Origin of the sequence: Guptibacillus sedimenti, from assembly GCF_028610665.1 — a bacterium.
Lineage (GTDB): Bacteria > Bacillota > Bacilli > Bacillales > Guptibacillaceae > Guptibacillus > Guptibacillus sedimenti.
Genome location: NZ_JAQQWV010000002.1, coordinates 604,142 through 626,727, shown reverse-complemented (window position 1 = coordinate 626,727; position 22,586 = coordinate 604,142). Strand labels below are relative to the sequence as shown.

The 22,586-nt window shown below is 40.8% G+C and carries 23 protein-coding genes; 7 read left to right on the top strand and 16 right to left on the bottom strand.

The window, feature by feature from the left end; translation table 11 throughout:
* The first annotated feature begins 115 nt into the window (after window positions 1-115).
* Window positions 116-754 carry a LysE family translocator gene (locus tag PQ578_RS11590; RefSeq protein WP_273834468.1) on the top strand — a complete coding sequence of 213 codons (639 nt, stop codon included), beginning with the start codon at window positions 116-118 and terminating at the stop codon, window positions 752-754.
* Between the two features lie 44 nt (window positions 755-798).
* Here the strand turns inward: PQ578_RS11590 and PQ578_RS11585 are convergent, their stop codons facing one another.
* Window positions 799-993 carry a hypothetical protein gene (locus PQ578_RS11585; RefSeq protein WP_098442964.1) on the bottom strand — a complete coding sequence of 65 codons (195 nt, stop codon included), beginning with the start codon at window positions 991-993 and terminating at the stop codon, window positions 799-801.
* 136 nt (window positions 994-1,129) lie between these two features.
* Here PQ578_RS11585 and PQ578_RS11580 point away from each other — a divergent pair, with 136 nt between their 5' ends.
* Entirely contained in the window at window positions 1,130-1,984 is an 855-nt protein-coding gene (locus PQ578_RS11580) for a glycine betaine ABC transporter substrate-binding protein (RefSeq protein ID WP_273834467.1), read from the top strand.
* Window positions 1,985-2,074: 90 nt separating this feature from the next.
* Here PQ578_RS11580 and PQ578_RS11575 read toward each other — a convergent pair whose 3' ends face one another.
* The 7 genes from PQ578_RS11575 to PQ578_RS11545 form a co-directional block, all read right to left on the bottom strand.
* The gene (locus PQ578_RS11575; protein ID WP_273834466.1) at window positions 2,075-3,076 is read right to left on the bottom strand and encodes a zinc-dependent alcohol dehydrogenase family protein; all 1,002 of its coding nucleotides are present in this window, start codon (window positions 3,074-3,076) and stop codon (window positions 2,075-2,077) included.
* A gap of 230 nt (window positions 3,077-3,306) precedes the next feature.
* Entirely contained in the window at window positions 3,307-4,389 is a 1,083-nt protein-coding gene (locus PQ578_RS11570) for an NAD(P)H-dependent flavin oxidoreductase (protein ID WP_273834465.1), read from the bottom strand.
* Between the two features lie 69 nt (window positions 4,390-4,458).
* Window positions 4,459-4,947: a GNAT family N-acetyltransferase gene (locus PQ578_RS11565; RefSeq protein ID WP_273834464.1), complete on the bottom strand. Its 489-nt coding sequence runs from the start codon at window positions 4,945-4,947 to the stop codon at window positions 4,459-4,461.
* A gap of 118 nt (window positions 4,948-5,065) precedes the next feature.
* Window positions 5,066-5,785 carry a trehalose operon repressor gene (treR, locus tag PQ578_RS11560; protein ID WP_273834463.1) on the bottom strand — a complete coding sequence of 240 codons (720 nt, stop codon included), beginning with the start codon at window positions 5,783-5,785 and terminating at the stop codon, window positions 5,066-5,068.
* A 4-nt stretch (window positions 5,786-5,789) separates the two neighbouring features.
* Entirely contained in the window at window positions 5,790-7,478 is a 1,689-nt protein-coding gene (gene treC / locus PQ578_RS11555) for an alpha,alpha-phosphotrehalase (RefSeq protein WP_273834462.1), read from the bottom strand.
* A 91-nt stretch (window positions 7,479-7,569) separates the two neighbouring features.
* Window positions 7,570-8,973, bottom strand: a complete 1,404-nt coding sequence (gene treP, locus PQ578_RS11550) for a PTS system trehalose-specific EIIBC component (protein ID WP_273834461.1) — start codon at window positions 8,971-8,973, stop codon at window positions 7,570-7,572.
* Between the two features lie 73 nt (window positions 8,974-9,046).
* Window positions 9,047-9,544 (bottom strand): PTS sugar transporter subunit IIA, encoded by a 498-nt coding sequence (locus PQ578_RS11545; protein WP_160920022.1) that lies wholly within the window; start codon window positions 9,542-9,544, stop codon window positions 9,047-9,049.
* Between the two features lie 232 nt (window positions 9,545-9,776).
* Here PQ578_RS11545 and PQ578_RS11540 point away from each other — a divergent pair, with 232 nt between their 5' ends.
* Window positions 9,777-10,277, top strand: a complete 501-nt coding sequence (locus PQ578_RS11540) for a cupin domain-containing protein (RefSeq protein WP_273834460.1) — start codon at window positions 9,777-9,779, stop codon at window positions 10,275-10,277.
* Window positions 10,278-10,309: 32 nt separating this feature from the next.
* On the opposite strand, the gene PQ578_RS11535 is transcribed toward PQ578_RS11540, so the two are convergent.
* The 4 genes from PQ578_RS11535 to PQ578_RS11520 form a co-directional block, all read right to left on the bottom strand.
* On the bottom strand, window positions 10,310-11,179 hold the full coding sequence (locus tag PQ578_RS11535; protein ID WP_420541544.1) for an aldo/keto reductase: 870 nt from the start codon (window positions 11,177-11,179) through the stop codon (window positions 10,310-10,312).
* Between the two features lie 78 nt (window positions 11,180-11,257).
* Window positions 11,258-11,536, bottom strand: a complete 279-nt coding sequence (locus PQ578_RS11530) for a hypothetical protein (RefSeq protein WP_273834458.1) — start codon at window positions 11,534-11,536, stop codon at window positions 11,258-11,260.
* Between the two features lie 156 nt (window positions 11,537-11,692).
* Window positions 11,693-12,355, bottom strand: coding sequence for a type 1 glutamine amidotransferase domain-containing protein (locus PQ578_RS11525; RefSeq protein ID WP_273834457.1), 663 nt, complete (start codon window positions 12,353-12,355; stop codon window positions 11,693-11,695).
* A gap of 111 nt (window positions 12,356-12,466) precedes the next feature.
* Window positions 12,467-12,775, bottom strand: a complete 309-nt coding sequence (locus PQ578_RS11520) for a hypothetical protein (RefSeq protein ID WP_273834456.1) — start codon at window positions 12,773-12,775, stop codon at window positions 12,467-12,469.
* Between the two features lie 191 nt (window positions 12,776-12,966).
* Between PQ578_RS11520 and PQ578_RS11515 the strand changes: the two genes are divergently transcribed.
* A complete protein-coding gene (locus tag PQ578_RS11515; protein ID WP_273834455.1) occupies window positions 12,967-13,764 on the top strand; it encodes a peptidoglycan-binding protein in 798 nt (265 codons plus the stop codon).
* A gap of 36 nt (window positions 13,765-13,800) precedes the next feature.
* Here PQ578_RS11515 and PQ578_RS11510 read toward each other — a convergent pair whose 3' ends face one another.
* The 4 genes from PQ578_RS11510 to PQ578_RS11495 form a co-directional block, all read right to left on the bottom strand.
* A complete protein-coding gene (locus PQ578_RS11510) occupies window positions 13,801-14,901 on the bottom strand; it encodes an AI-2E family transporter (RefSeq protein WP_273834454.1) in 1,101 nt (366 codons plus the stop codon).
* Window positions 14,902-14,908: 7 nt separating this feature from the next.
* On the bottom strand, window positions 14,909-15,517 hold the full coding sequence (locus PQ578_RS11505) for a serine/threonine-protein kinase (RefSeq protein ID WP_273834453.1): 609 nt from the start codon (window positions 15,515-15,517) through the stop codon (window positions 14,909-14,911).
* 194 nt (window positions 15,518-15,711) lie between these two features.
* The gene (locus tag PQ578_RS11500; RefSeq protein WP_273834452.1) at window positions 15,712-16,659 is read right to left on the bottom strand and encodes a nucleoside hydrolase; all 948 of its coding nucleotides are present in this window, start codon (window positions 16,657-16,659) and stop codon (window positions 15,712-15,714) included.
* A 124-nt stretch (window positions 16,660-16,783) separates the two neighbouring features.
* Window positions 16,784-17,671, bottom strand: coding sequence for a diacylglycerol/lipid kinase family protein (locus PQ578_RS11495; protein ID WP_273834451.1), 888 nt, complete (start codon window positions 17,669-17,671; stop codon window positions 16,784-16,786).
* A gap of 721 nt (window positions 17,672-18,392) precedes the next feature.
* On the opposite strand from PQ578_RS11495, the gene PQ578_RS11490 reads away from it, so the two are divergent.
* From PQ578_RS11490 to PQ578_RS11480, 3 genes are all read left to right on the top strand, one after another.
* The gene (locus tag PQ578_RS11490; RefSeq protein ID WP_273834450.1) at window positions 18,393-19,649 is read left to right on the top strand and encodes an L-lactate MFS transporter; all 1,257 of its coding nucleotides are present in this window, start codon (window positions 18,393-18,395) and stop codon (window positions 19,647-19,649) included.
* A gap of 61 nt (window positions 19,650-19,710) precedes the next feature.
* Complete coding sequence (locus PQ578_RS11485) at window positions 19,711-20,073, top strand: Na-translocating system protein MpsC family protein (RefSeq protein WP_273834449.1); 363 nt, start codon at window positions 19,711-19,713, stop codon at window positions 20,071-20,073.
* 137 nt (window positions 20,074-20,210) lie between these two features.
* Window positions 20,211-22,571, top strand: a complete 2,361-nt coding sequence (locus tag PQ578_RS11480; protein WP_273834448.1) for an FdhF/YdeP family oxidoreductase — start codon at window positions 20,211-20,213, stop codon at window positions 22,569-22,571.
* Window positions 22,572-22,586 lie beyond the last annotated feature (15 nt).

Genomic DNA, 22,586 nt, shown 5'->3' with positions numbered 1-22,586 from the left:
AAATTGTACTTCTAAAATACACCATTAGGACATGTATTAAGGTAAGTAAGAATGAGTATTAAAAATCACGTTATGTAACATATTTCCCAGCTATAAATAAAGGAGAATGGACGCCATGCTTGAGATTGCACTAACTCATATCGTTCTAGGCTTATCCATTGCTGCGCCACTTGGACCGATCAATATTGAAATCATGAAAAGGGGGATTCACAAAGGATTTTGGTCATCACTTCTTGTTGGAGCAGGTGGGATGAGTGCTGATCTTATTCTGATGTACTTAATGTATTTCGGTATCGCAACATTTGTTAAGTTAACTGCTGTCCAAATCTCACTCATGCTTCTTGGTGCGATTATTTTAACGGTTTCTGGGATACAAGGGTTCTTATCACGAATAAGTCTTGATGAAGAAAAGGACAAAGAGGGTTCTGGACTCATACACGCTTATGCTACTGGTTTTATGATTGCTGCCTTTAATCCAATGAATCTTTTATTCTGGCTAGGCATTTATGGCTCTGTTCTTAGTGTTTCTCTTCAGCAACCTGATAAATGGCAAGCTTTCTTTCTATCTGCTCTCGTGTTTATTGGAATTGGACTCTGGAATATCAACCTTTGTATGACCGTCCATTTCGGAAAATCGTTATTAAAGCCTCGTACACTGCGTGCCATTAGTGTAACCGCTAGTGTTGTATTATTATTCTTCGGTTTACGCTTTGGCTATCTTGCAGCTGAGATGATCTTTGTCGCTTCAAAATAGGACTGAACCTAAAACCGGTTCAGTCCTATTTTGTGGTGGAGCATTTAAATAAAATAGACGTAAACGGCAATTCCAGCTACCGCTAAAACGGTTACAAAAAGATAAATGGCTGAAATGGTGACGGTCGTATTTTTCGCCTTTTTCCCATACCCCGGATCACTCTTTCCAGCAACCATCAATGTACCAATTAAAATAATGACAAGAAAAATGATAATAAGCGTTGTTGCGATCGTGATCATTCGCCATCCCTCCTCACCTCTCATCATACACTGTCCTGATTTTGTAATAAACCTGCAAAAGTGTGACATATTTGTTATGATAAGCAACATGTGCGTTTTCGCACATAGAAATAGAAGAGAAAAAAGGAGAGTATCTATGAGGAGAGGAATATTAATCATGGTCATTGTAGCACTGTCGCTGACTGCATGTAGCGGCTCAGAAGAGGGTGCAGAGAAATCGAAAGGTACCGTAACGTTGGGCTTAAACAACTGGGCTGAAAACATTGCGGTTTCAAACATGTGGAAAGTTATTTTAGAAGAAAAGGGATATGACATTGAACTTAAATCAATGGAGAAATCCCCTGTATGGGCCGGCCTTTCACAAGGCGATCTTGATATAGCTGCAGAAGTATGGCTCCCCACAACAGATAAACCATTATACGAGGAATACAAAGAAGATATTGTCTTACACGAAGCATGGTATGAAGGCACAGGACTTGGGCTTGTCGTTCCTTCTTATATGGACATCACGAGCATGGAAGAGCTAAATGACAAAAAAGAAGAGCTGGGCATAGAAGAAATTGTCGGGATCGATCCTGGTGCAAGCTTGATGGAAATGAGTCGTACCGCGCTTGAAGAATATAACTTAAACTATGACCTAGTTGATAGTTCAGGGCCTGCGATGATGAGTGAATTAAAAAAAGCGTATGAAGACGAGGAACCCATTGTCGTTACACTGTGGAACCCTCATTGGGCTTTTGCAGAATATGATTTGAAATATCTCGAAGATCCAAAGAACATCTACGGGGAAGCAGATGATATCTTTTTTATGACAAGAACAAATTTCAGTGACGATCACCCTGAGATTGTTGAGTGGATGAACAATTGGCAGATGGATGATGACTCTCTTGGTAGTCTGATGGCTACGATCAAAGACGCTGATGATGCCGAAACAGGTGCACAACAGTGGGTTGAAGAGAACAAAGAACTCGTCTCCGAGTGGACGAACTAACGCACTCATTTCATCTTCGAATTCTTTATCTAAAAGAAAAGGAACCTTTCCATGTAGAAAGGTTCCTTTTGTCATACCTTTATTCTGATCTTAAATTTGTGAAAGATCATTCTCTGCTACAACTTTCCCGATCGTCTTTCCTGATTCAAGACGATTGTGTGCTTCAGCAATAGTAGAGAACGTAAAGCTCTCTTCATCCAACACCGGTTTAAGTACCCCATGGTCTACCATTCGCGCTATGCTCGTTAAGATTTCACCATGGTGCTCTCTTCCTTCATTTGTTAGCATCGGAATGAGCATTAATACGCCATGATATGTAGCGCTTTTCACATACAGTGGTGTCATATCATGCTCACCGCTACCAACGATACAGGCAACTTGTCCACCGTTCCTCACTGCCTGGAACGCCTTTTCCATATTTTCACCGCCTACAGTATCAAAAACTGCATCAAATCCTTTGCCATCTGTATACTGTTTTACATACTCTTCTACGGTTGTTTCTTTATAGTTGATCGCATAATCTGCTCCAAGATCTTGACCAATTTTCATTTTCTCTGAAGTAGACGCCGTCGTGTACACAATCGCTCCTAATGATTTCGCAAGCTGAATGGCGATGTGCCCGACGCCACCCGTTGCACCATGGATAAGAACGCTTTGACCTGGCTGAACGTTCATGCGGTCCACAAGGGCTTCCCATGCCGTAATGGAGACTAACGGTAGTGCTGCAGCTTCTTTCATCGATAATCGTTCAGGCTTCCTCGCAACGAGCTTTTGGTCGACAATCATTTGTTCTCGAAGTGCTCCGTCAAGACCTTTTACACCACCTGCACAGGCATACACTTCATCACCCTTTTGAAAAGGGCTTCCTTCGTATACTTCCTCTACAATACCGGCGACATCACCATGGAGAACCGCTGGAAATGCTGGTGCAAATGCTTCAGCTTGACCAGAACGAACCTTTGTATCAACTGGATTAACACTTGTTGCTTTTACATTAATCTTCAATTCGCCTGGCTTCAACTCTCTTGTAGAGAGATTCGTTATGCTAAACGTAGAAGGTTTTCCAAAATCATTAATAACAACTGCTTTCATTGTTAAACGTCCTCCTTAAATGCTACATACTTTCTATTCATTTTACATTTCCCTAATAACTTTCTAAACAAACGGGTATTGTCTGACTGATTTATGACTAAACTTCATGATACAGCCGGTCATTATCTTTTCATAATAAAAGATGCTGTCAGATGACCGGCCGTACCAATGCAAGTCATTGAAAGGGCCCTTCTCACATTGTGAGAGGGGCCTAATCATTTTCATCGCATTTATATCGTTAACCGCTCCAAAATGTCTGTTACTTGTTTCACGCTACAATCAATAATCTGCTCCACAGATTTCGATGTGCTGAGACGCGGGCTTTGCCCTGACCATAGCGACATCCACTCTGGACGGTTCTGAATCGCTGCTTGTTTTCTTACTTCTTTCGTTAACGTATTTAACGTTGGGTATCCCGGTAAATCGTTTTGACTCGCCATCTCAGTAATGAAGTCATTATTTATGCCACGTGCAGGCTTCCCACTAAACACTGGCGTTACAACTGTCTGATCTTCTGTACTAGTTAAGATGGCATGTTGATGAACTGGATTTGCACCACTTTCCTGACATGTTACAAACGCTGTGCCCATTTGAACAGCATCTGCTCCAAGAGCGAGCATACTAAGAATCCCTCTTCCGTCCATAATTCCCCCTGCTGCAATAACAGGAATTTGAATGGCATCGACCGTTTGAGGAATAAGTGAAGCGCTGCCAATCAGTGAAGCTTGAAAATCACCTGTAAACGTTCCGCGGTGACCACCTGCTTCCATTCCTTGCATAACAACAAGATCCATTCCAGTTTTCTCATTGATGATCGCTTCTTTTACCGTCGTAGCTGTTCCCACTAAAATTACTTTCTCTTTTTTTAAACGCTGCACATCTTCTATAGAAGGGACCCCGAAGGTAAAACTGCATACTGGAATGGCTTCATCAATGATAATCTGAAGCTTATCTTGATATTCCTTTTGAGTTTCTACAAACGACTTCCTCTTACGTTCTTGATTAGAAATACCGAGTTGGTCCTCATAGTGTTGAAGCTTTACTTGCACGTTTGCAATACTCTCTTCCGAAGACGGATCGTCCTCTGGAATAAATAAATTAACCGCAAAAGGTTTTGAAGTGAGCCGTTTAATATCACTTATTGCCTTCTTCATCTGTTCAGGTGTCATATAGCCTGCCCCTAAACTTCCGAGTCCTCCTGCGTTCGAGACGGAAGCAACTAGCTGAGGGGTCGTCACACCTCCCGCCATTCCTGCCTGAACAATTGGATAGGTTATGTTTAACATCGAAGTAATTCTCGTATCATACCACACGCTGTTTCTCCCCTTTCAACACATTTGCACTAAGTGCCTAGCTTTATGAGTGAGCATCGCGCAAGAAGATTAGATAAGGAATTTTAGAATCGCTTGAGGACCTGAGCGCCCCATTTTCTGCTCACCTGTGTCAATAAATCCAGCCTCAAGGTAGACTTTTTTGGCTGAAAGATTATCTTCATTTACACCGAGAACTACTTCTCTACAGTCAGGCAGATGTTTCTCTACAAATGATTTTAATTGTCGAAGAGATGCTTTCGCAATACCACGGCCTTGATCTGGTAAGTTGATTGAGTACGCTCTTAATAAAATCGCATGTGGACGAGTTGTATACGAGAAAACATCGTCCCCTTGATCGAGAACAAAAAAACCAACCGTTCGAACACCTTCCATAATCGCTACAGGTAAACGATTAGAATCGCGCATGCATATTTCATAAGCAGGCATCGGCATTGAAGTGAAAGCGAGCTGATGTTCATGTAAGGTAAATCGCTTTAACGATGTAAGGTGATGAGATGCTACTTTTGTGAGTGTGATCTTTTCTTTGGTTACGTTCAATCTGATCGCTCCTATCATGTTTTCCGACACCATTCTTCTTTCGAGAATAGAGTATGGTTTCCTTCCCTCAAATTAAAAAGAACATGAAAAAGCGCTCCATTTTATTGGAGCGCTCTCTTTATTGTTTTTCACGTCTTGCAAAATCGACAAATCGGAATTTATCAAGTCGGTGTCGTGATTCGGTATATTCAATTAATGTTGTATCATTTAAATAAACGTAATTTCGAACGACCACCACATGTTTGTAATCATGCAAATCTAGATAACGTCGATCCTCTTCGTCAGCCTCTTCTACGACAATTTCCTTTTTGGCATAGCTAACGGAAAGACCAAGATCATTTTCCAAATAATCGTAGATTGAATTCTCACAAATCGTTCGTGTCAGTTCAGGTACCCACTTAGCGGAAAAAAAGTCGCGATCTAAGATGATTTTTTCGCCTTCAATCTCACGCGCACGAAGGACGTGCCAAACTTCTGCTCCCGCTTCAAGCTCAAGTTGTTCGCGAACCCATTCCTCAGGTAGCTTTTTTTCAAGATGATGAACGATTGTTCTTGAAGATCGGTTCATCTTTTCTGAAATTTCTTTGAAGCTCACAAGTCCAGAAACAGGAAATTCATAGCGACTTAAGTCAAGAACGACCGATCCTCTTGCTTTAATTTTTTGAATCATCCCGTTCTGGGAAAGTAAATTTAACGCTTTGCGGATGGTTTCTCTTGATGTGCCATAGGTTTCCGCAAGCTCATGCTCAGATGGCAGTTTACTATTCGGCTTATAGGTTCCGTTTCGAATATTCTCAGAGAGATCATTGTAAATTTGCTGATACTTCGTTTGCTTCATAGACTCACCTTGTCTCAGTTAGATGATATGCGATCGACTCATATGGTCGTAACGTCACTTTCTTAAAGGTTGATGGAGAATCTTCGTAGTTTGAAATCAATACCTCTGCATCATACCCATCTACTTCAATATGGGACGGCAGTTCAAAGGTTGCTTCTGTTTCATAGAAATTATTAATGACAAGTAACTTTTCATTCTCTCCATTACGGACATAAGCGAATAGTTGAGGATCTTCATCTAAAAGGAGTTCATAATCTCCATATGTGATGAGATCGACACTTTTTCTTAATGAAATCAGCTTTTGGTAGTGATCAAAGACGGAATTACTTTCTTTCAAGGTATCTTCTACATTAATGTCTTCATAGTTTTTCGCGACCGGAATCCACGGTTCCCCTGTCGTAAATCCAGCATGAGGTTCAGGCGTCCATTGCACAGGCGTTCTGGAATTGTCCCTTGATTTATGGCGTAAAATCTCAAGAACTTCTTCCTCACTATATCCTTTTTCCTCTTTCAAAATCGAGAAAATATTCAATGACTCTACATCACGATAAGAAGAGATTGCGTCAAACTTAGGATTTGTCATCCCAATTTCTTCTCCCTGGTAAATATAAGGAGTACCTTGCATCAGGTGCATCGTCGTAGCAAGCATTTTAGCTGATTCTCGTCTGTACTCTCCGTCATTTCCATAGCGCGATACGATGCGAGGCTGGTCATGATTGCACCAGAAGAGCGCATTCCACCCGCCACCTTTGATCATTTCTCTTTGCCATGTGGAAAGAATCTCTTTAAGCTTTAAGAAATCAAAGGCTGCTACAGACCATTTCTCTCCGTTAGGGTAATCGACTTTTAGATGGTGGAAATTGAACGTCATACTTAATTCGTTGCGCTCAGGGTTCGAATATTGAATGCAGTCTTCAATTGTAGTAGACGACATCTCGCCTACTGTCATGCTGTTATACTTCATAAAGACGTTCCGATTCATTTCGTTCATAAATTCATGAGCGCGAGGACCATCTGTATAGAATTTGCGTCCGTCCCCAGGTGCGACAGACCCATCATCATTCGGGAAGTTTTGATTTTTCGAGATCAGGTTAATGACATCAAGTCTGAAGCCATCTACTCCCTTTTCAAACCAGAATGTCATCATATCATACACTTCATCGCGCACTTTCTCATTTTCCCAATTTAGATCAGCCTGAGTGACATCAAAAAGATGTAAATAATATTGACCCGTTTCCTTATCGAACTGCCAAGCATTGCCGCCAAACTTTGACTGCCAGTTTGTCGGTTCCGCTCCATCAACGCCGTCTTTCCAAATGTAATAATCACGATAAGGATTATCCTTAGATTTGCGAGACTCTACGAACCACTCGTGTTCTGTTGATGTGTGGTTTACGACAATGTCCATAATAATTTTTATATCTCTTGCATGAGCTTCTTTTAAAAGACGATCAAAGTCTTCCATTGTGCCATACTCTTCATAAATACTAAAATAATCACGTATGTCGTACCCATTATCATTTTGAGGAGAATCATAGATCGGCGTTAACCAAACAACATCTACTCCTAGCTCTTTTAAGTAATCAAGCTTTTCAATAATCCCCTGAATATCTCCAGTTCCACTACCCGTCGTATCATTAAAGCTTTTCGGATAAATTTGATAAACAACGGATTTCTTCCACCATGGTTGCATCTGATTCCACTCCTATTGTTAGATTAAATAGTTAAAAACAAAGGCGATACCATCGGAGCTAAAACGCACCTGATGATATCGCTCCTTTTCTTTACTCGCTTACTTTTCTCAGTTTTCCATATAAGAATGTTAAAACAAATGGTACAACAAGTACAATAGCCATACCTGTAAAGAAAGCACCCCAGTATTCTTTAAAAATGGAAAGGAATCCTGGTATACCGCCTACACCGATTGATGTTGCTTCAACGCCACTAACGGTAATGACAAGACCAGCAATCGCTGATCCGATTATCGCAGCGAAGAATGGGAATTTAAAGCGTAAGTTCACCCCGAACAACGCGGGCTCGGTCACACCAAGAAAGGCAGATACAGCTGACGTTCCTGCAAGACCTTTTGTTTTTTCATTACGCGTAATCAACATCATCGCAAGTGCAGCTGCACCCTGCGCAATATTCGATAGGGCAAGCATTGGCCATAAGAAAGTGCTGCCCGTACTACCAATTAACTGTAAGTCAACAGCAAGGAACGTATGGTGCATTCCTGTAATAACAAGCGGCGCATACAAGGCACCGTACACTAGTCCACCAATGGCTGGCGCAAAATCAAACAAGCCAATAAAGCCATCCGTTAAGAGATTTGCAATCCAGAATGTTACGGGACCAATAAGTGTAAATGCAAGGAAACCAGTGACAAGTAACGCTACAGGCGCCACGATCAGCATCTGAATCGAATCTGGTATTCGCTTATTTAAGAACGTTTCAATTTTCGCTAAGATATAAGCTGATACTAGTACGGGTAATACTTGACCTTGATAACCGATTTTTTCAATTTCAAGACCAAATAAGTTCCATGTTGGAATATCCTCTGCCTCACCGTAGGCCCACGCATTTAGTAAGTCAGGATGGACGAGAATGAGACCAAGCACAATACCGAGTAATGGACTTCCCCCAAATTGCTTGGCGGCTGACCAACCGATCAGACCTGGTAAAAAGACGAAGGCTGTATTGGCAATCAGGTTAATAATACTCGCTAAATCCGCCCATTGCGGATAGACTTCGACTAGCGGATCACTAAAGAAAATATCTGGTGCTGTGAGAATATTATTAATCCCAAGAAGCAAGCCAGCTGTTACGATTGCAGGTAAAATCGGAATAAAAATGTCGGCTAGCGTCTTCACTCCGCGCTGAAGAATGTTTTGTTTACTTGCTGCCGCATCCTTTACATCCTGTTTGGACGCGCTTTCAATTTCTGCCAACTCTGCAAAAATCTTAAATACTTTATCAACCGTTCCCTGTCCAATAACTACCTGGAACTGTCCATTAGCGGAAAAGGATCCTTTCACAAGTTCGTTCTCTTCTAATGCTTTTGTATCAACTTTACTTTCATCATGTAAGACAAGACGCAGACGAGTCACACAATGTGTGGCGGTCGAAATATTCTCTTTTCCACCAATGGCTTCAAGAATGTGTTCAACAGACTCTCGATTAATCGCCATGTTTTCTTCCCCCTTAGTAAAAAAGCTTTTTCTTAGAGAGCACGTGGAGCAGTACTCTCTAAGTTACATTCCTTTAACCTTTTACTTTCGTAGTCATAATTTCTGTTTCATTTGAAGCACCAGCTGAGTATTTCTTCTCAACATTTTCAAGAACATCTGCGTTCGTAATAATGACAGGCGTAATGGTACTTGCTGCTTTTTCTTTCACAAGATCAAGGTCAACAGTAATAAGTGGATCGCCAACTTTTACTTTGTCGCCTTCTTTCACGTGACCTTCAAAACCTTCGCCACCCATGCCAACTGTTTCAAGACCAACATGGATCAAAATCTCAAGACCTGATTCAGACTCAATACCAACAGCATGCTTTGTGTGGAAAAATTGAATAACTTTACCGTTTACCGGTGATACTACTTTGCCATCTGTAGGTTCGATCGCAACACCGTCTCCCATCATTTTTTGTGAAAATGTCGGATCAGGAACCGTTTCAAGTTCAACAACCTTACCGTTTAACGGAGCATAGATAACCTCTTCAGAAGGTTTTTCTTTTTTACCAAATAGTTTTTTCAACATTGATATCTTCTCCTTTCAACCGCTTTCATTTATTTAACATCTTGTATAGACAAGTTCATGTTTCACCTTGTAGTCTATCTTGTATAGACAAGTTAGTCAACTCCAACGCTCATCTTTTTTCAACCCAAGGGGGAAGGATTGATTCGTAGGTAAATTCCCTTCACTCCATTTCCTAAACGCTCATGTTTCACTTTGCTCAAAAACGTATACATATGAAAGAAGGAGTGATGACATGAAGAAAGAAATGATTAATACGTTTTACTTTGATGATGACGGCAAGATTCCAAACAACGCTTTGTACCCTCTTACCCTTTATCATGCTGCTTTAGAAAACCGCGATGCGAAGGCCCTTTTTAACAAGAACAAGTGGACGAACGCATGGCAAAATGGCGTTTTTCCTTATCACCACTACCACAGCAACACACACGAAGTACTTGGTATTGTAAAAGGAGACGCTTCGATTACGTTCGGGGGTGAAAAAGGAGAAACGATTCGTGTAGAGGAAGGAGACGTTGTTGTCATACCCGCAGGAGTTGGTCACAAAAGAGAACAAGCTTCCTCCGATTTTCTCGTTGTCGGCGCCTATCCAGATGGCCGCGATCACGATCTTAGAACTGGGGAGCCAAATGAGCGTCCTACGGTTCTTGAGAACATTCAAAATGTGCCTGTACCTGAATTCGATCCCGTTTTCGGAGTCGATGGGCCCTTAAAAAAAATCTGGACAAAACAGTAGTTCCACAAAAAAAGGCGCCAGTGGCGTCTTTTTTAGGTGGTAGATTTTGATTTTTTAAAACCCGGAACCGTTCTTTCATAAAAATCCAGATGATCTGGATGATGGGCGATACGACTATTTACATGAAGGGAATCAATCGATGTCATCTCTTCATCCGTCAATTGGAAATCGTACACATCTGCATTTTCTTTAATTCGTTCTTCACGAGTTGATTTTACATTTAAGAGAAGGTCATGTTGTAAGCACCATCTGATCACAACCTGAGCAGGGGTTTTCCCATAACGATCGCTGATGGCTTGAATAACGGAATGACTTAGCACCTGCCCCCTCTTTAACGGAGACCATGCTTGAACTCGGATTCCTTTTGATCGGCAATAATCTCGCATTTCGCCTTGAATTAATTCCGGATGTAGCTCAATTTGATTGAGCACCGGTGTCACAGTTGAGATCCGAGAAATGGCTTCAAGATGATGGGTTTCAAAATTGCTAACGCCAATCGCACAAACTTTCCCTTCATGATAGAGCTTTTCTAAAGCCTGCCACGTTTCAAGGAATAAGTGCGGTACGGGCCAATGAACTAAGTAAAGATCGAGATAATCGGTGTTGAGGCGCTCAAGCGAACGCTCAAACGCGGCTAATGTAGCGTTATATCCCTGTTCATCATTCCAAACTTTAGAAGTAAGAAAGATTTCCTCCCTCGGAACACCCGAGTCCTTTATCGCCATTCCAACCGCTTCTTCATTTTCATAATAAGAAGCCGTATCAATTCCTCGATAGCCTGTTTCCAGAGCAATCTTAACACCTTTAATTACTTCCTCATCGCTCATCTTAAAAACACCGTAGCCTAAACAAGGCATTTTAACGCCATTAGAAAGCACTACCCGTTTGTCGATCCCCATCATAACCTACCCCCTTCTCTCATTTCAATTTCATTAAACAAAGCTATAGTTAATTTATTTTTCCTATTTGCTTCCTATACCTTATATGAGCTTTCGGTATTCATTAATAAAAACCGTTGGATCCTTTTTAATAATAAATGTAACCACACCACGATTGGTATGAAGGTATAAAAAGCCATAAAGGGTTGATTGAAAACGATATGACATATCAAACACATCTTGTATCGCAAATTGATCCTGCCCAACGATAATACGATCTTCATATAATTTTAAAGAGTGCTCCTGCTCAAGCGTTTTCTGCTCGTTCCGTTCTATTTTTCGTGTCACCTTAACAAAAGGGTGAGATAAAATTAATTTCAAACTCATCATCCTCTTCTTCATTCATTCTACATCTGCTTGCTCTGTTCCTCTTTAGAAAAAAGAACAAACATAGAAAAGGAGCGAACCAAAACAGGCCCACTCCTTTTCAATCCTTATTCATTCAAAGCATTTCGCTTTATTACGATAAGAATGTTTTTATTTTCCCTCAATTGCTTCAATGATTTTATTCGCAGCACTTTCACTTGACTGAGGATTTTGTCCTGTGATCAAGTTACCGTCACGAACAGAAAAAACGGACCAATTATCCGCTAGTTCAAAGTTCGCTCCTTTTTCGCGTAGCTTTGATTCTAGCAAGAATGGCATTTGTTCAACAAGACCCATTTCACGTTCTTCTGAATCAGTAAATGCACTTACTTTCTTCCCTTTTACAAGAGGAGTACCGTCTTTATACGTAACGTTCACTAGTCCAGCAGGACCGTGGCAAACAGAGCCGATAATTTTATTAGCTTCAGCTTGTTCCTGAAGAATATGCTGTAGAACTTCACTATTTGGGAAGTCAAACATCGTACCGTGACCACCTGGTAGGAACACAACATCAAAGTTATTCGCGTCTTCTTTCGTTACCTTTGTTGTATTCTTAAGTTGGTTCTGTGCATCTTCCCATTCTTTCGGGTCTTCCTCTGGAATACTATTTGGATCAAGTTCAACTTCGCCACCCTGGATCGAAGTTACTTTAATATCATATCCTTTGTCTTTGAAGATGTTGTAAGGGACAGCGAACTCTTCAAGCCATAACCCTGTTTTGTGTTCTGAATCAATTTCTGTATGATTTGTTACGACCATTAATACTTTAGTCATTTGAATTCCTCTCCTTTATCTTCTAAGTACTTTGTTGATCAGTATGACCACTTTAGTACAATACCCGCTTTTCATAAAAGTATTCATTATGTTGAAGATCCAGAAAGTTTTCTAATATAGCAATTGCGGGATAACAAAAAATAAGTAGAACACATTTAGAAATATAGCGCCCATTACAAGGAGGGTTTTCATCTGTTTTAACTGAACAAGATACAGGATTAGCCAAAGTGCTAATAGCCCAACAGGGACAAATAAATATTGATTGTTGTCAGCTAACTTAAGGACAGCAACGATTTCAAGAATAGAATATGGAACGATAATTACTCCAAGGATGATGTTAATTAAATGAATCCACTTTCGCTCAAGTTCTTTCACAACACGCGTTTCCCCTTTCTTAAAACCGTTCTTATAGATACCCATTCCATTTTCCTTTTCTTAAGTGAAAGAGTCAACGATCAATTCCAATTGAGTCTCTTTTCATCGTTCAACCATTCCATTATCTGGTCTTTTTCTAATCAATATGTCGTATATTGTTGATAAAACGTCGAATATCCTTTCTTCTAGCCGAATGGTTTCACTTGTAATGTAAAATCATTTAAGGAGGAGAAATGATGATTCAAAAAATGAGAATCGTGGCAGCGCTACTAATCGTAAGCGCTATTTTTGTAGCCACACCATCCTTTGCTTCAGCGGCATTAGGAGATCGAACGATGCAAAATGGGAATTCTGGGCAAGATGTGAAAGAACTACAGGACTATTTAATGACAAAAGGAATGTTTCCTTATCACACAGCTACAGGTTATTTTGGTAATATTACGGAAAATGCCGTTGTTGCGTTTCAAGAAAGCCGAAATTTGCAAGTGGATGGTCTTGCCGGCTCAGAAACAAACAAAGCGATACAAGTACTTAGAAGAGGCGATATTGGAAAACAGGTCATACATATACAAAGTCAGCTTCAACAAGCTGGCTATGAAGGACAAGTCGATGGAATTTACGGTTCAGGAACGGTCGCTATTATCGAACAGTTTCAGCGTAACAAAGGGTTAGCAGCTGATGGAATTGCTGGACCAGCTACACGAAGAGCGTTAGATCAAATGGCATCACCTGAGTCGGCGGCTGGAAAAGAAATGACTGTTGAAAGTACAGCTTATACGGCTGACTGCACAGGTTGCTCTGGCGTTACTAAGATGGGCATTGATTTAGAAAAATACCCTGATGCGAAAGTGATTGCTGTTGATCCAGATCAAATCCCACTAGGCTCTATTGTTGAGGTGGAAGGATATGGAACTGCGATTGCAGCTGACATCGGTGGTGACATCGATCACAATCGAATTGATGTTTTTATTCCAAGTCAAGAAAACGCCCTTAACTGGGGTCGCAAAGATGTAACGGTACGCGTCATTGAATAGTAAAAAGACAGGTTCGCTTAGCGAACCTGTCTTTTTTTATTCGTTTGTTGAATGCTTGCCTCGCTGCTGCAGCTTAATTAACCGATACGTATGAGTAAAGATTACTTTTAGAACTGCGTACGTTGGGATGGCGAGAATAAGCCCGAGAAACCCTGCGAGACTACTGGCCACCAATAGGAGCAAGATGATCGTCAAGGGATGAATATCCAGTTTACGCCCCATCACAAGCGGGGAGACAAGATTACTTTCAATTTGTTGAATCACAATGACACCAAGAACAACCCATAGAGCTGTTAGCGGTGATTGGATGAGTCCGACGATGACGCCCGGTGCTGTTCCGATAATCGGACCGATAAATGGGACTACGTTAAGGAAGAGAGCAATCATCGCGAGAATTAAGGCATAATCAAGATCAATGATGACATACCAAATATAAACAAACGTTCCGATAAAGACACTTACGATCAGCTGCCCCTGGATAAATCCGCTTAGCGCATCATCCATATCTTCTAGTATTTTCGCTCCCTCTTTCCGGTGGGCTTTAGGAACGACTGAAAGTAAGGATGGCATCAGCTTTTTTCCATCTTTCAGCATAAAGAACAAAATGAATGGAAGAAGAACAATCCCAACGAGCACATTCGTGACAACATTTAGGATTGAAAAGATGTAATTTCCGAAAGAAGAGCTAATTTCTCCAATTGAACCAGAAATGCGATCGGTCAATCCCTGTATGTCGATCATTTCACTTTGAAGAATTCTAGCTATGTACGGATTCCTCTGCCAATCGTTAATTGCGGATTGCAAATCATTCACAAGCGTTGGGGCACCCTTTACAAGACTATTAAATTGCTCAACAAGTACAGGGCCAATACTAATAACAAGTCCCGTTACACCACCAGCTAGCGCCAGATAAACGAGAAGAATACCGAGCGGCCTTGGTATTTTCCATTTTTCTAATAGCGAAATGACAGGGCGTAGAATGTAATAAAACACTCCTGCTGCAATAATCGGAAACGCTAATGTTGTTACTAGGATAACAAGGGGACGAAAAATAAATTCAATTTTACTGCCAACCCAAATCACTGTAAAAATAAGAAGAAGCCAAATAAAAAATCGAAATAAGCGCGATTGTTGCACTGTGTCTTCACTTCCTTTTTTTCAATCGAATAAAGCCTTTACGATAAAGGCGAATAATCATCTCCACAAACCACACTGGATATTTTTTCGGAAAGAAACGAGATGAATAAAGGCGGTCATAGGCCACCTTAAGATCTTCCCAGTGTGTACACACCTTGCTTTGGCGAAAGCGAACGACATCAATGACGCGAACTTCCCCATTCGATAGTAGCATAACGTTCTGGAGATGCGTATCTGAAGGGTTCAGCCCCTTCTTACGTGCGTAGTTAAGAGCATGATCAACTTTTGCAATCATTTCCTCTGTAATCACGATTCCTTGAATTAAACATTCGTAAAAGGTCAGTCCTTCTAAATATTCTAATACGACATACCCCTCTCCTCCTTCATAGAAAGAAGGGTAGTAATTATTATTGTTTAACTCTTGATAAATGGATGCTTCAAGTCTTGCAAGATGAACAAAATCAGGATAAAAAACTTTAAGAACTTTTTGCTCATCCGGGAACTTAAAAACAACTGCACTTCTTCCTCTACCGATGATCGTTAAGTCATCTGGTTTCTGAAGAACACTTGTCCCTTCTATTCTGATATTAATCATCATTCTCTCAATGTCGTTCAAGCACAAGCACCCTCTTCACTTCTTACATTTGTTACGTTTCTATATTTTAATCTATTCGCAACAGATGTCTTGTATAAGGGGAACCAACCTCTATACTTAATCAAAGTCAATTTGTCACTAGGTAGCTAAAAAAATAGTGTTTTCTTATCGATTTTACTCTCTTTACGGAAAATGACAAGAAAAGGTTTCACTTTCTAGAATGTCTCTCCCGTCATGGTTTCCATAAATAATTTATAAAACATAAAATAATTCAGTTCGATCGCCACATGATGAGCCGGCCTATTATCAAATTCTGCTTGTTCAAAGGATTTTCTAAAATCACCGATGCTAAGCCCCCGCGCCTCTCCAGTAATTTCTACTGCAACTGGCGTACGGTAAAAAGTACAGATGCTATTATCTTGGACACTCATTAAAGTGAGCGCATCGTGAACGGGACTTCCTTCAATATTCGGAATCATCTTTTGATAAAATTCCTCGTAATAATAATCTAGAAGCGGTTTAAGAAAAGGAGGCTTACTTATTGCTTCTATATAATTGACCATTCCTGGTGTTACAATAGCGTGCTGAGTTACGTTTAGGGGAAATAAGAAAACATTCTCTGCATACTTCATGACGATATTCGCTGCAACGGGATCCGCATGAAAATTCGCTTCTGCACTCGGAGTGACGTTCCCTGGTACATTAAAAGCTCCACCCATAATATAGAACGATTGAATCATTTTCATTGTATCAGGGTAGAGAAGAAACAACGTTGCCAGGGACGTCATTCTACCCACATTAACGATAACTAACTCTTCTCCAAATTTTTCAATGAGAGGAATAACGTCAAAGAAGTTTTCTAATGGCTCAGCTTCAATTGGTGGCGGACTAATCGGACCTAAACCTTCTGGACCGTGAACATTCGGATAATATGTTGGCACTTCACCTGTCATTGGCTTTTCCGCACCACCCATTACTGGGATATCTGTTCGACCCACTTCTTGAAGTAAGTAACGCACATTCCGCGTTGTTTGCTTTTTCGATACATTACCATAACAGGCTACTATACCAATCACTTCTATACCTTCTGATAAATAAGCAAACAACAGAGCAATCGTGTCATCAATCCCAACGTCTCCAAAAAACAATACTTTTTGTCCCATGCTTTCCACCTCATCCCAGTTTTCATCACAATTAGCCTATTCATGAAAAATGAGAATAAGAAGCAGGACATTTAGAGATGCACTAGGTATTCAATCAACGCAACATGAAAAAAGAGTAGGCGTCCTACTCTTCAGGAACAAAAATATGTAATTCATTGTGCTTCACTTCTGCTTCAAATGGAAGATGGACGCCTTCATCCCCATCAATATTGACGACAAGTTCATGATCTGACTCTACTTTTAGTTTAGATGCGGGGAAATATTCCACTTGAGCGTTGTCTTGTAATTTTCCACTAAAGAGATCTGGGATAATTTTAAATACTTTAGGTAGAGAAAATTCTCTTAAAATAAAGATGTGAAAATACCCATCATTCACTTCAGCATGCTGGGCGAAAGACTGAATCCCTCCTACTGAATTCGTTAAAGCAATCAGCATGATGTACGCTTCTCCATTCCATTGTTTCCCATCATACGTCACTTTTAGTTCAAACGGTGTTTTATCTTTTAGCGCTCTTCCACCTTCAATTAAATAAGCAAGCGGTCCAAATTTGGATTTTTGCTCAGGCGTCACATCGTATACGGCTTCTGCAATCGCTCCTACAGCAAGCACATTCATAAAGTACTGATTATTAATACGTCCGATATCGACCGGTTTAGTATGCTGTTGAGCTAGAACTTTTAGCGCCTTTTTCGGTTGCATTGGGATACCAAGCGCTCTTGCGAAATCATTAACCGTCCCTAAAGGAATGAAGCCAAAATTAGGGCGCTCCGACTCACTTGCTAATCCGTTAATGGCTTCATTAATCGTTCCATCTCCCCCCATTGCGACAAGCGTGTTAAAATGATTCTCGCATGCGGTTTTAGCAAAACGGATCGCATCCCCTTCTTTTTCTGTATATTTCACTGTAACGTCCACATGATTTTGTTGTAAAATGTTTACTGCTTCTTCTTCGTAATTCATTGCTTTTTCTTTACCCGACGATGGATTTATTATGAGCATAGCACGTTTCACGATTTTGTCCTCCCTAAACAGAAATTGCAAAGTCTGTTTCTACCATTCCCCTCTTTTTGGAAGGTGAAACAGTACTTACGATCAAGGATACGTGTAGCTTTGATTTTTCTCCCCCTAGTAATCGAAACGAAACGCGAAGTAATATTAATAAGCCGCTTTGACTAGCTTTATTGATCATAGAAAGGAACAATATTGATGAAGAATTACCTCTCATTCGTTAGCAGTTTTATCGTGTTATTTTTTTGTTTACAGCTATTATCAGGAATTTTTTTCACTGTTTTCCATAACCAATCCTCCTACTCTAGCGCAGGCAATTATACAAGTGCGGAAAATTCTTTTTTAGTAACCATTATTGTACTGGCAACCTCTGCTTTACTTTCTTTTTTCATTCATAAGAAGCATAAAAACCGATCTAAATAATTCACTCGATTCTACTAAACTGCAAGAATTTATTGATTGGTTGTAAAAATTTATGCTATTATTTATAAAAGTTCATGATGTTGTAACAATTAAAGACACGAGGTAGCGAACCTGTCATCGGTTTTGATGGTTACAACAAAAGTGAAAGCGATTAACTGTTGGTTTTGATAGTAGCGTTCCCTGCTAACTACTAACTGTCAATCACCTACAAGAGAATGCCCATTCTCTTATTTGGTAGATCGACAGTTTTTTATTTTGTTTTACTAGTTAGCTTGATAATGTACTAAAGGAGATGTAGTGGATGGAAAAGGTTAAAAATAGGTGGCTAATTGCAACATCTGCAGTAGGGATTCATATTTCGATCGGTTCCGTTTATGCCTGGAGTAACTTCACCGACCCGCTTATTAACGAATTTGGCTGGTCAGCTAAACAAGTACAATTTACATTTAGTCTCGCTATATTATTTTTAGGTTTATCCGCAGCATTTCTCGGTCATTTTGTAGAAAAGTATGGCCCAAGGAAAGCTGGCCTTCTTGCAGCTAGTTTTTTTGGAATTGGTATCTTCGGTTCTGGGTTCGCTGTAAATCTCGGCTCTCTTCCTCTTCTTTACATATTCTATGGAGCACTTGGAGGAATTGGACTTGGGGTGGGGTATATCGCTCCCGTCTCAACGCTAGTTAAGTGGTTTCCTGACCGGCGCGGTCTTGCGACTGGACTTGCCATAATGGGTTTTGGATTCGCAGCAGCGATCGCAAGTCCTGTAATGGATACGTTAATTAAATCCGTTGGAACCGCCAATACCTTTTACATACTAGGAGCAAGTTATTTCATTATCATGGTCGCCTCTTCTTTATATTTAGAGAAACCTCCTGAAGGCTGGGCCCCTAAAGGATTTAAAGAAAAACAAAAGCATTCGAAAAAATCCGGTGATCTTTCCCAGTTAACAGCCAACGAAGCGATCAAAACGTCACGATTTTATTATTTATGGCTCATGCTATTTATTAATGTAACATGCGGAATTGCCATTTTGTCTGCTGCAAAACCGCTTGCGCAAGAAAGTATCGGATTAACGACTACCGAAGCTGCAGCACTCGTTGGTGTCCTGGGAATTTTCAATGGGCTTGGGCGAATCGGTTGGGCATCCGTTTCCGATTACATCGGGCGTCCCAATACGTATACCACTTTCTTCGTTCTGCAAATTGGCTTGTTTGCTCTTCTTCCACATACAACAACAGCGATCTTGTTTCAAATCATGCTAGCGATCGTGTATACGTGCTATGGCGGAGGGTTTGCCTCTATCCCAGCTTATATTGGTGATATGTTTGGCACTAAACAGCTCGGTGCGATTCACGGGTACATTTTAACAGCTTGGGCCGCAGCAGGACTTGTTGGACCTATGTTTGCTGCATGGATGAAGGATACAACTGGAAGTTACGCTGCAAGCTTAACTTTCTTTGCGGGCATGTTTGTTGTCGCCCTCATTATTTCAATCGTCATTCGAAAAGATATTCGTAGGCTACGTAAAGAAAATGAAGCACCTACGGCTGTAAATATGTAAATTCTTTAAGTTCATGTAGTAAAGTGTGGATAAGATCATTTCGATAAGAAGGTAGGACAGTATGAATAAGTATGAAGCAGAATTTAGCAACCTTGTTCGTTCTTTTCGTAAGAAACACATGGGCAAAGGACCAAGTAAGATCACAACAACGTTTTGCAAAAACTGGGCAATTTGTGAAATGGAAGGAAACCTTTCACCTGTAGAAAAATTTATTGCTAGCGCAGATGACGGTAAACAAATGCTTCGAGCTGCAAGAACTGAAATGGTGAAAGAAATGTATCGCAATAATCCTCCGGTGCAGATGGAAGAGTTTCTAGATAGTAAATTTCTTGACCTCTTCGTCGATATCGATATTGATCGTGACTTTGGGATGTCAATCTTTGTATTTGACCAAAACATAGAAGAAAAAATGAAAAGTTCTTAATAGAAAACATATAAATTACCTCTGGTTAGGCACTTGGTAGCGACCCTGCTAAAGACTCAACCACTGCTTTTCCGTCACAACCGACGGGCGAGCAGTGGTTTTTTATTTGTAGTGAATGAATTAAAGGAGTGAAACATATGGGTAAAACAAAACATCAAGGACCAATTAAAGCAACAAAGAAGCCACAGCCAAAGCATTGGGTAAGTCCCATCCCCTTTGGATTAGGAAAAGTAAAACCTCAGCACTTCCGAGACACTGCCAAAATCGCATGGGAAAATCGTGATAATATCAGCTATGCGACCCGAATTTTAACACAGGGCGTTTGTGATGGCTGTGCTTTAGGGGTTTCAGGATTATACGATCAAACATTAAAAGGTCCTCACGTTTGCACGACACGACTTAACGTACTAAGACTAAACACGATGCCAGCAATCGATCAGGACGTCCTTCATTCCGATATTAAAGAGCTTCGTCAATACAGCAGTACGGAACTTCGCAAATTAGGACGGATCCCTTACCCATTAATTCGCCGAAAAGGAGAAAACCATTTCTCTCGTCTTACTTGGGAGGAGGCAATGGATCTTATCGCACAAAAGATGAAAAAACTTGATCCAAAACAGTATGCCTTTTACTTAACCTCAAGAGGAATTACAAACGAGTCTTATTACGTAGCGTCAAAAGTGGCTCGATTTCTAGGTACTAACCATATTGACAACGCGTCACGCATTTGCCACTCACCGAGTAAAACCGCCTTAAAACGCTCAATCGGTGTAGGTGCGTCGACAGTAAATTATCAGGATTGGTTTGGAACGGACGTTTTAATGTTCTGGGGAAGCGTTGCCTCAAATAGTTCGCCTGTCTCCACAAAGTACATGCTTGAAGCGAAAAAAAGAGGAACAAAAATCATTATGGTCAATCCGTACAAAGAGCCAGCCATGGACAAATATTGGATCCCATCAAACGGTGAATCCGCTCTATTTGGAACCAAATTAGCGGACGACTTCTATCAGGTAAACGTTGGAGGGGATATTGCCTTTATGCACGGCATTATGAAGCACTGGTTTGACATGGAAGAGGAGAAGCATGGCTCAGCGATTAATCACTCATTTGTTCAAAAGCATGTGAATGGGTATGAAGCGTTAAAAGCAAACGTTCAACTCCAATCATGGGAGGAGATCGTCCGCTCTTCCGGCATAGCAAAAGAACGCATCATCGAACTCTCTCTTCTTCTAGCCAAAAGTCAAAGCGCTGTTTTTGCATGGGCCCTTGGGTTAACCATGCACTCCTTCGCTACAGACAACATTTCCCAAGTCGCTAATCTTGCTCTACTTCGTGGTTTTCTTGGCAAAAAAAATAGTGGCTTAATGCCTTTCCGTGGACACTCGTCTGTACAGGGGTCGGGAGAAATGGGAGCCGATCCGTTTGTTTTACCTGGAGGTGGATTTGACGCCAACAACATTCGGCGGATGGAACAAGTATGGGGATTTGAGCTACCGAAATGGCAGGGTGATATCGTCGGGGTGACCTTAGAAAACATCGTCCTTCCAGAAGATCACGAACGAAAGATTAAACTTTACTACTTATCAGGAGGAAATTTTCTTGAAACGATGCCCGATCCTGATTTTATAGAAAAAGCCCTGTCTGAGCTAGATATACGCGTTCATCAGGATATTATCCTTAACACCTCTACTCTGGTGGATGCTAAAGAAGCCGTTATCGTGCTACCCGCTCGAACGAGATATGAACAAGAAGGTGGCGGTACATCTACTTCAACCGAGCGAATGGTTTATTTTTCTCCAGAAATAGACGGAAATCAAAATCAGGTAGAAGAAGCTCGATCAGAATGGAAGATCTACATCGACCTTGCTAAACGAATCAAACCAGAGACGGCACACTTTGTTGATTTCACAACAGGTCAGGAGATCCGTGATGAAATCGCCATCGCAAATCCCGATTATGACGGTGTTCAACACCTATCTAAGAAAGGCGATGTATTCCAATGGGGTGGTGCGTGGTTATGTGAAGATGGGATATGCCCGACGTCCGATGGGAAAGGAAACCTTGTTTCTGTTGAAATACCCGACCTGGGTAAAAAGGAAGGACAATTTATCGTGACCTCACGACGCGGCAAGCAATTTAACTCTATGGTCTATAAAGAAACTGACCCGTTCAATAAAGCAGAGCGATATGACGTGCTTATGAATGCAAAAGATGCAAGCAGACTAAGCATCACTGAAGGAGAAGGAATTGTCGTTTACAATGGATTCGGTGTCTTTCAAGGAAAAGCTAAATTTGTAGATATCGCAAGTGGCAATCTAGAAGTACACTTTCCTGAAGGAAACTTCCTCTTACCTCGAGGAAGATATGAGAAATATGCGGGTATTCCTGACTACAACATTACCGTAACCGTTGAAAAAGCAGATCGCTTTAATGCTAGAAAAGATGTGGAATACCAGGAGAAAGAAATTGAAGACCTTGAAGTAAATGCACCGGTTTAAGTAATGCATTTCAAA

What these genes read in the sequence shown, in the direction of transcription:
- PQ578_RS11580 (WP_273834467.1), top strand. Translation starts at nt 1,130, where the DNA reads ATGAGGAGAGGAATATTAATCATGGTCATTGTAGCACTGTCGCTGACT.
- PQ578_RS11520 (WP_273834456.1), bottom strand. Translation starts at nt 12,775, where the DNA reads ATGGGTATCTATAAGAACGGTTTTAAGAAAGGGGAAACGCGTGTTGTG.
- treC (WP_273834462.1), bottom strand. Translation starts at nt 7,478, where the DNA reads ATGCAACCATGGTGGAAGAAATCCGTTGTTTATCAAATTTATCCGAAA.
- treR (WP_273834463.1), bottom strand. Translation starts at nt 5,785, where the DNA reads ATGAAGCAAACGAAGTATCAGCAAATTTACAATGATCTCTCTGAGAAT.
- PQ578_RS11500 (WP_273834452.1), bottom strand. Translation starts at nt 16,659, where the DNA reads ATGGGACAAAAAGTATTGTTTTTTGGAGACGTTGGGATTGATGACACG.
- PQ578_RS11480 (WP_273834448.1), top strand. Translation starts at nt 20,211, where the DNA reads ATGGGTAAAACAAAACATCAAGGACCAATTAAAGCAACAAAGAAGCCA.
- PQ578_RS11535 (WP_420541544.1), bottom strand. Translation starts at nt 11,179, where the DNA reads ATGATGGGGATCGACAAACGGGTAGTGCTTTCTAATGGCGTTAAAATG.
- PQ578_RS11485 (WP_273834449.1), top strand. Translation starts at nt 19,711, where the DNA reads ATGAATAAGTATGAAGCAGAATTTAGCAACCTTGTTCGTTCTTTTCGT.
- PQ578_RS11590 (WP_273834468.1), top strand. Translation starts at nt 116, where the DNA reads ATGCTTGAGATTGCACTAACTCATATCGTTCTAGGCTTATCCATTGCT.
- PQ578_RS11545 (WP_160920022.1), bottom strand. Translation starts at nt 9,544, where the DNA reads ATGTTGAAAAAACTATTTGGTAAAAAAGAAAAACCTTCTGAAGAGGTT.
- PQ578_RS11585 (WP_098442964.1), bottom strand. Translation starts at nt 993, where the DNA reads ATGATCACGATCGCAACAACGCTTATTATCATTTTTCTTGTCATTATT.
- PQ578_RS11540 (WP_273834460.1), top strand. Translation starts at nt 9,777, where the DNA reads ATGAAGAAAGAAATGATTAATACGTTTTACTTTGATGATGACGGCAAG.
- treP (WP_273834461.1), bottom strand. Translation starts at nt 8,973, where the DNA reads ATGGCGATTAATCGAGAGTCTGTTGAACACATTCTTGAAGCCATTGGT.
- PQ578_RS11515 (WP_273834455.1), top strand. Translation starts at nt 12,967, where the DNA reads ATGATTCAAAAAATGAGAATCGTGGCAGCGCTACTAATCGTAAGCGCT.
- PQ578_RS11490 (WP_273834450.1), top strand. Translation starts at nt 18,393, where the DNA reads ATGGAAAAGGTTAAAAATAGGTGGCTAATTGCAACATCTGCAGTAGGG.
- PQ578_RS11575 (WP_273834466.1), bottom strand. Translation starts at nt 3,076, where the DNA reads ATGAAAGCAGTTGTTATTAATGATTTTGGAAAACCTTCTACGTTTAGC.
- PQ578_RS11525 (WP_273834457.1), bottom strand. Translation starts at nt 12,355, where the DNA reads ATGACTAAAGTATTAATGGTCGTAACAAATCATACAGAAATTGATTCA.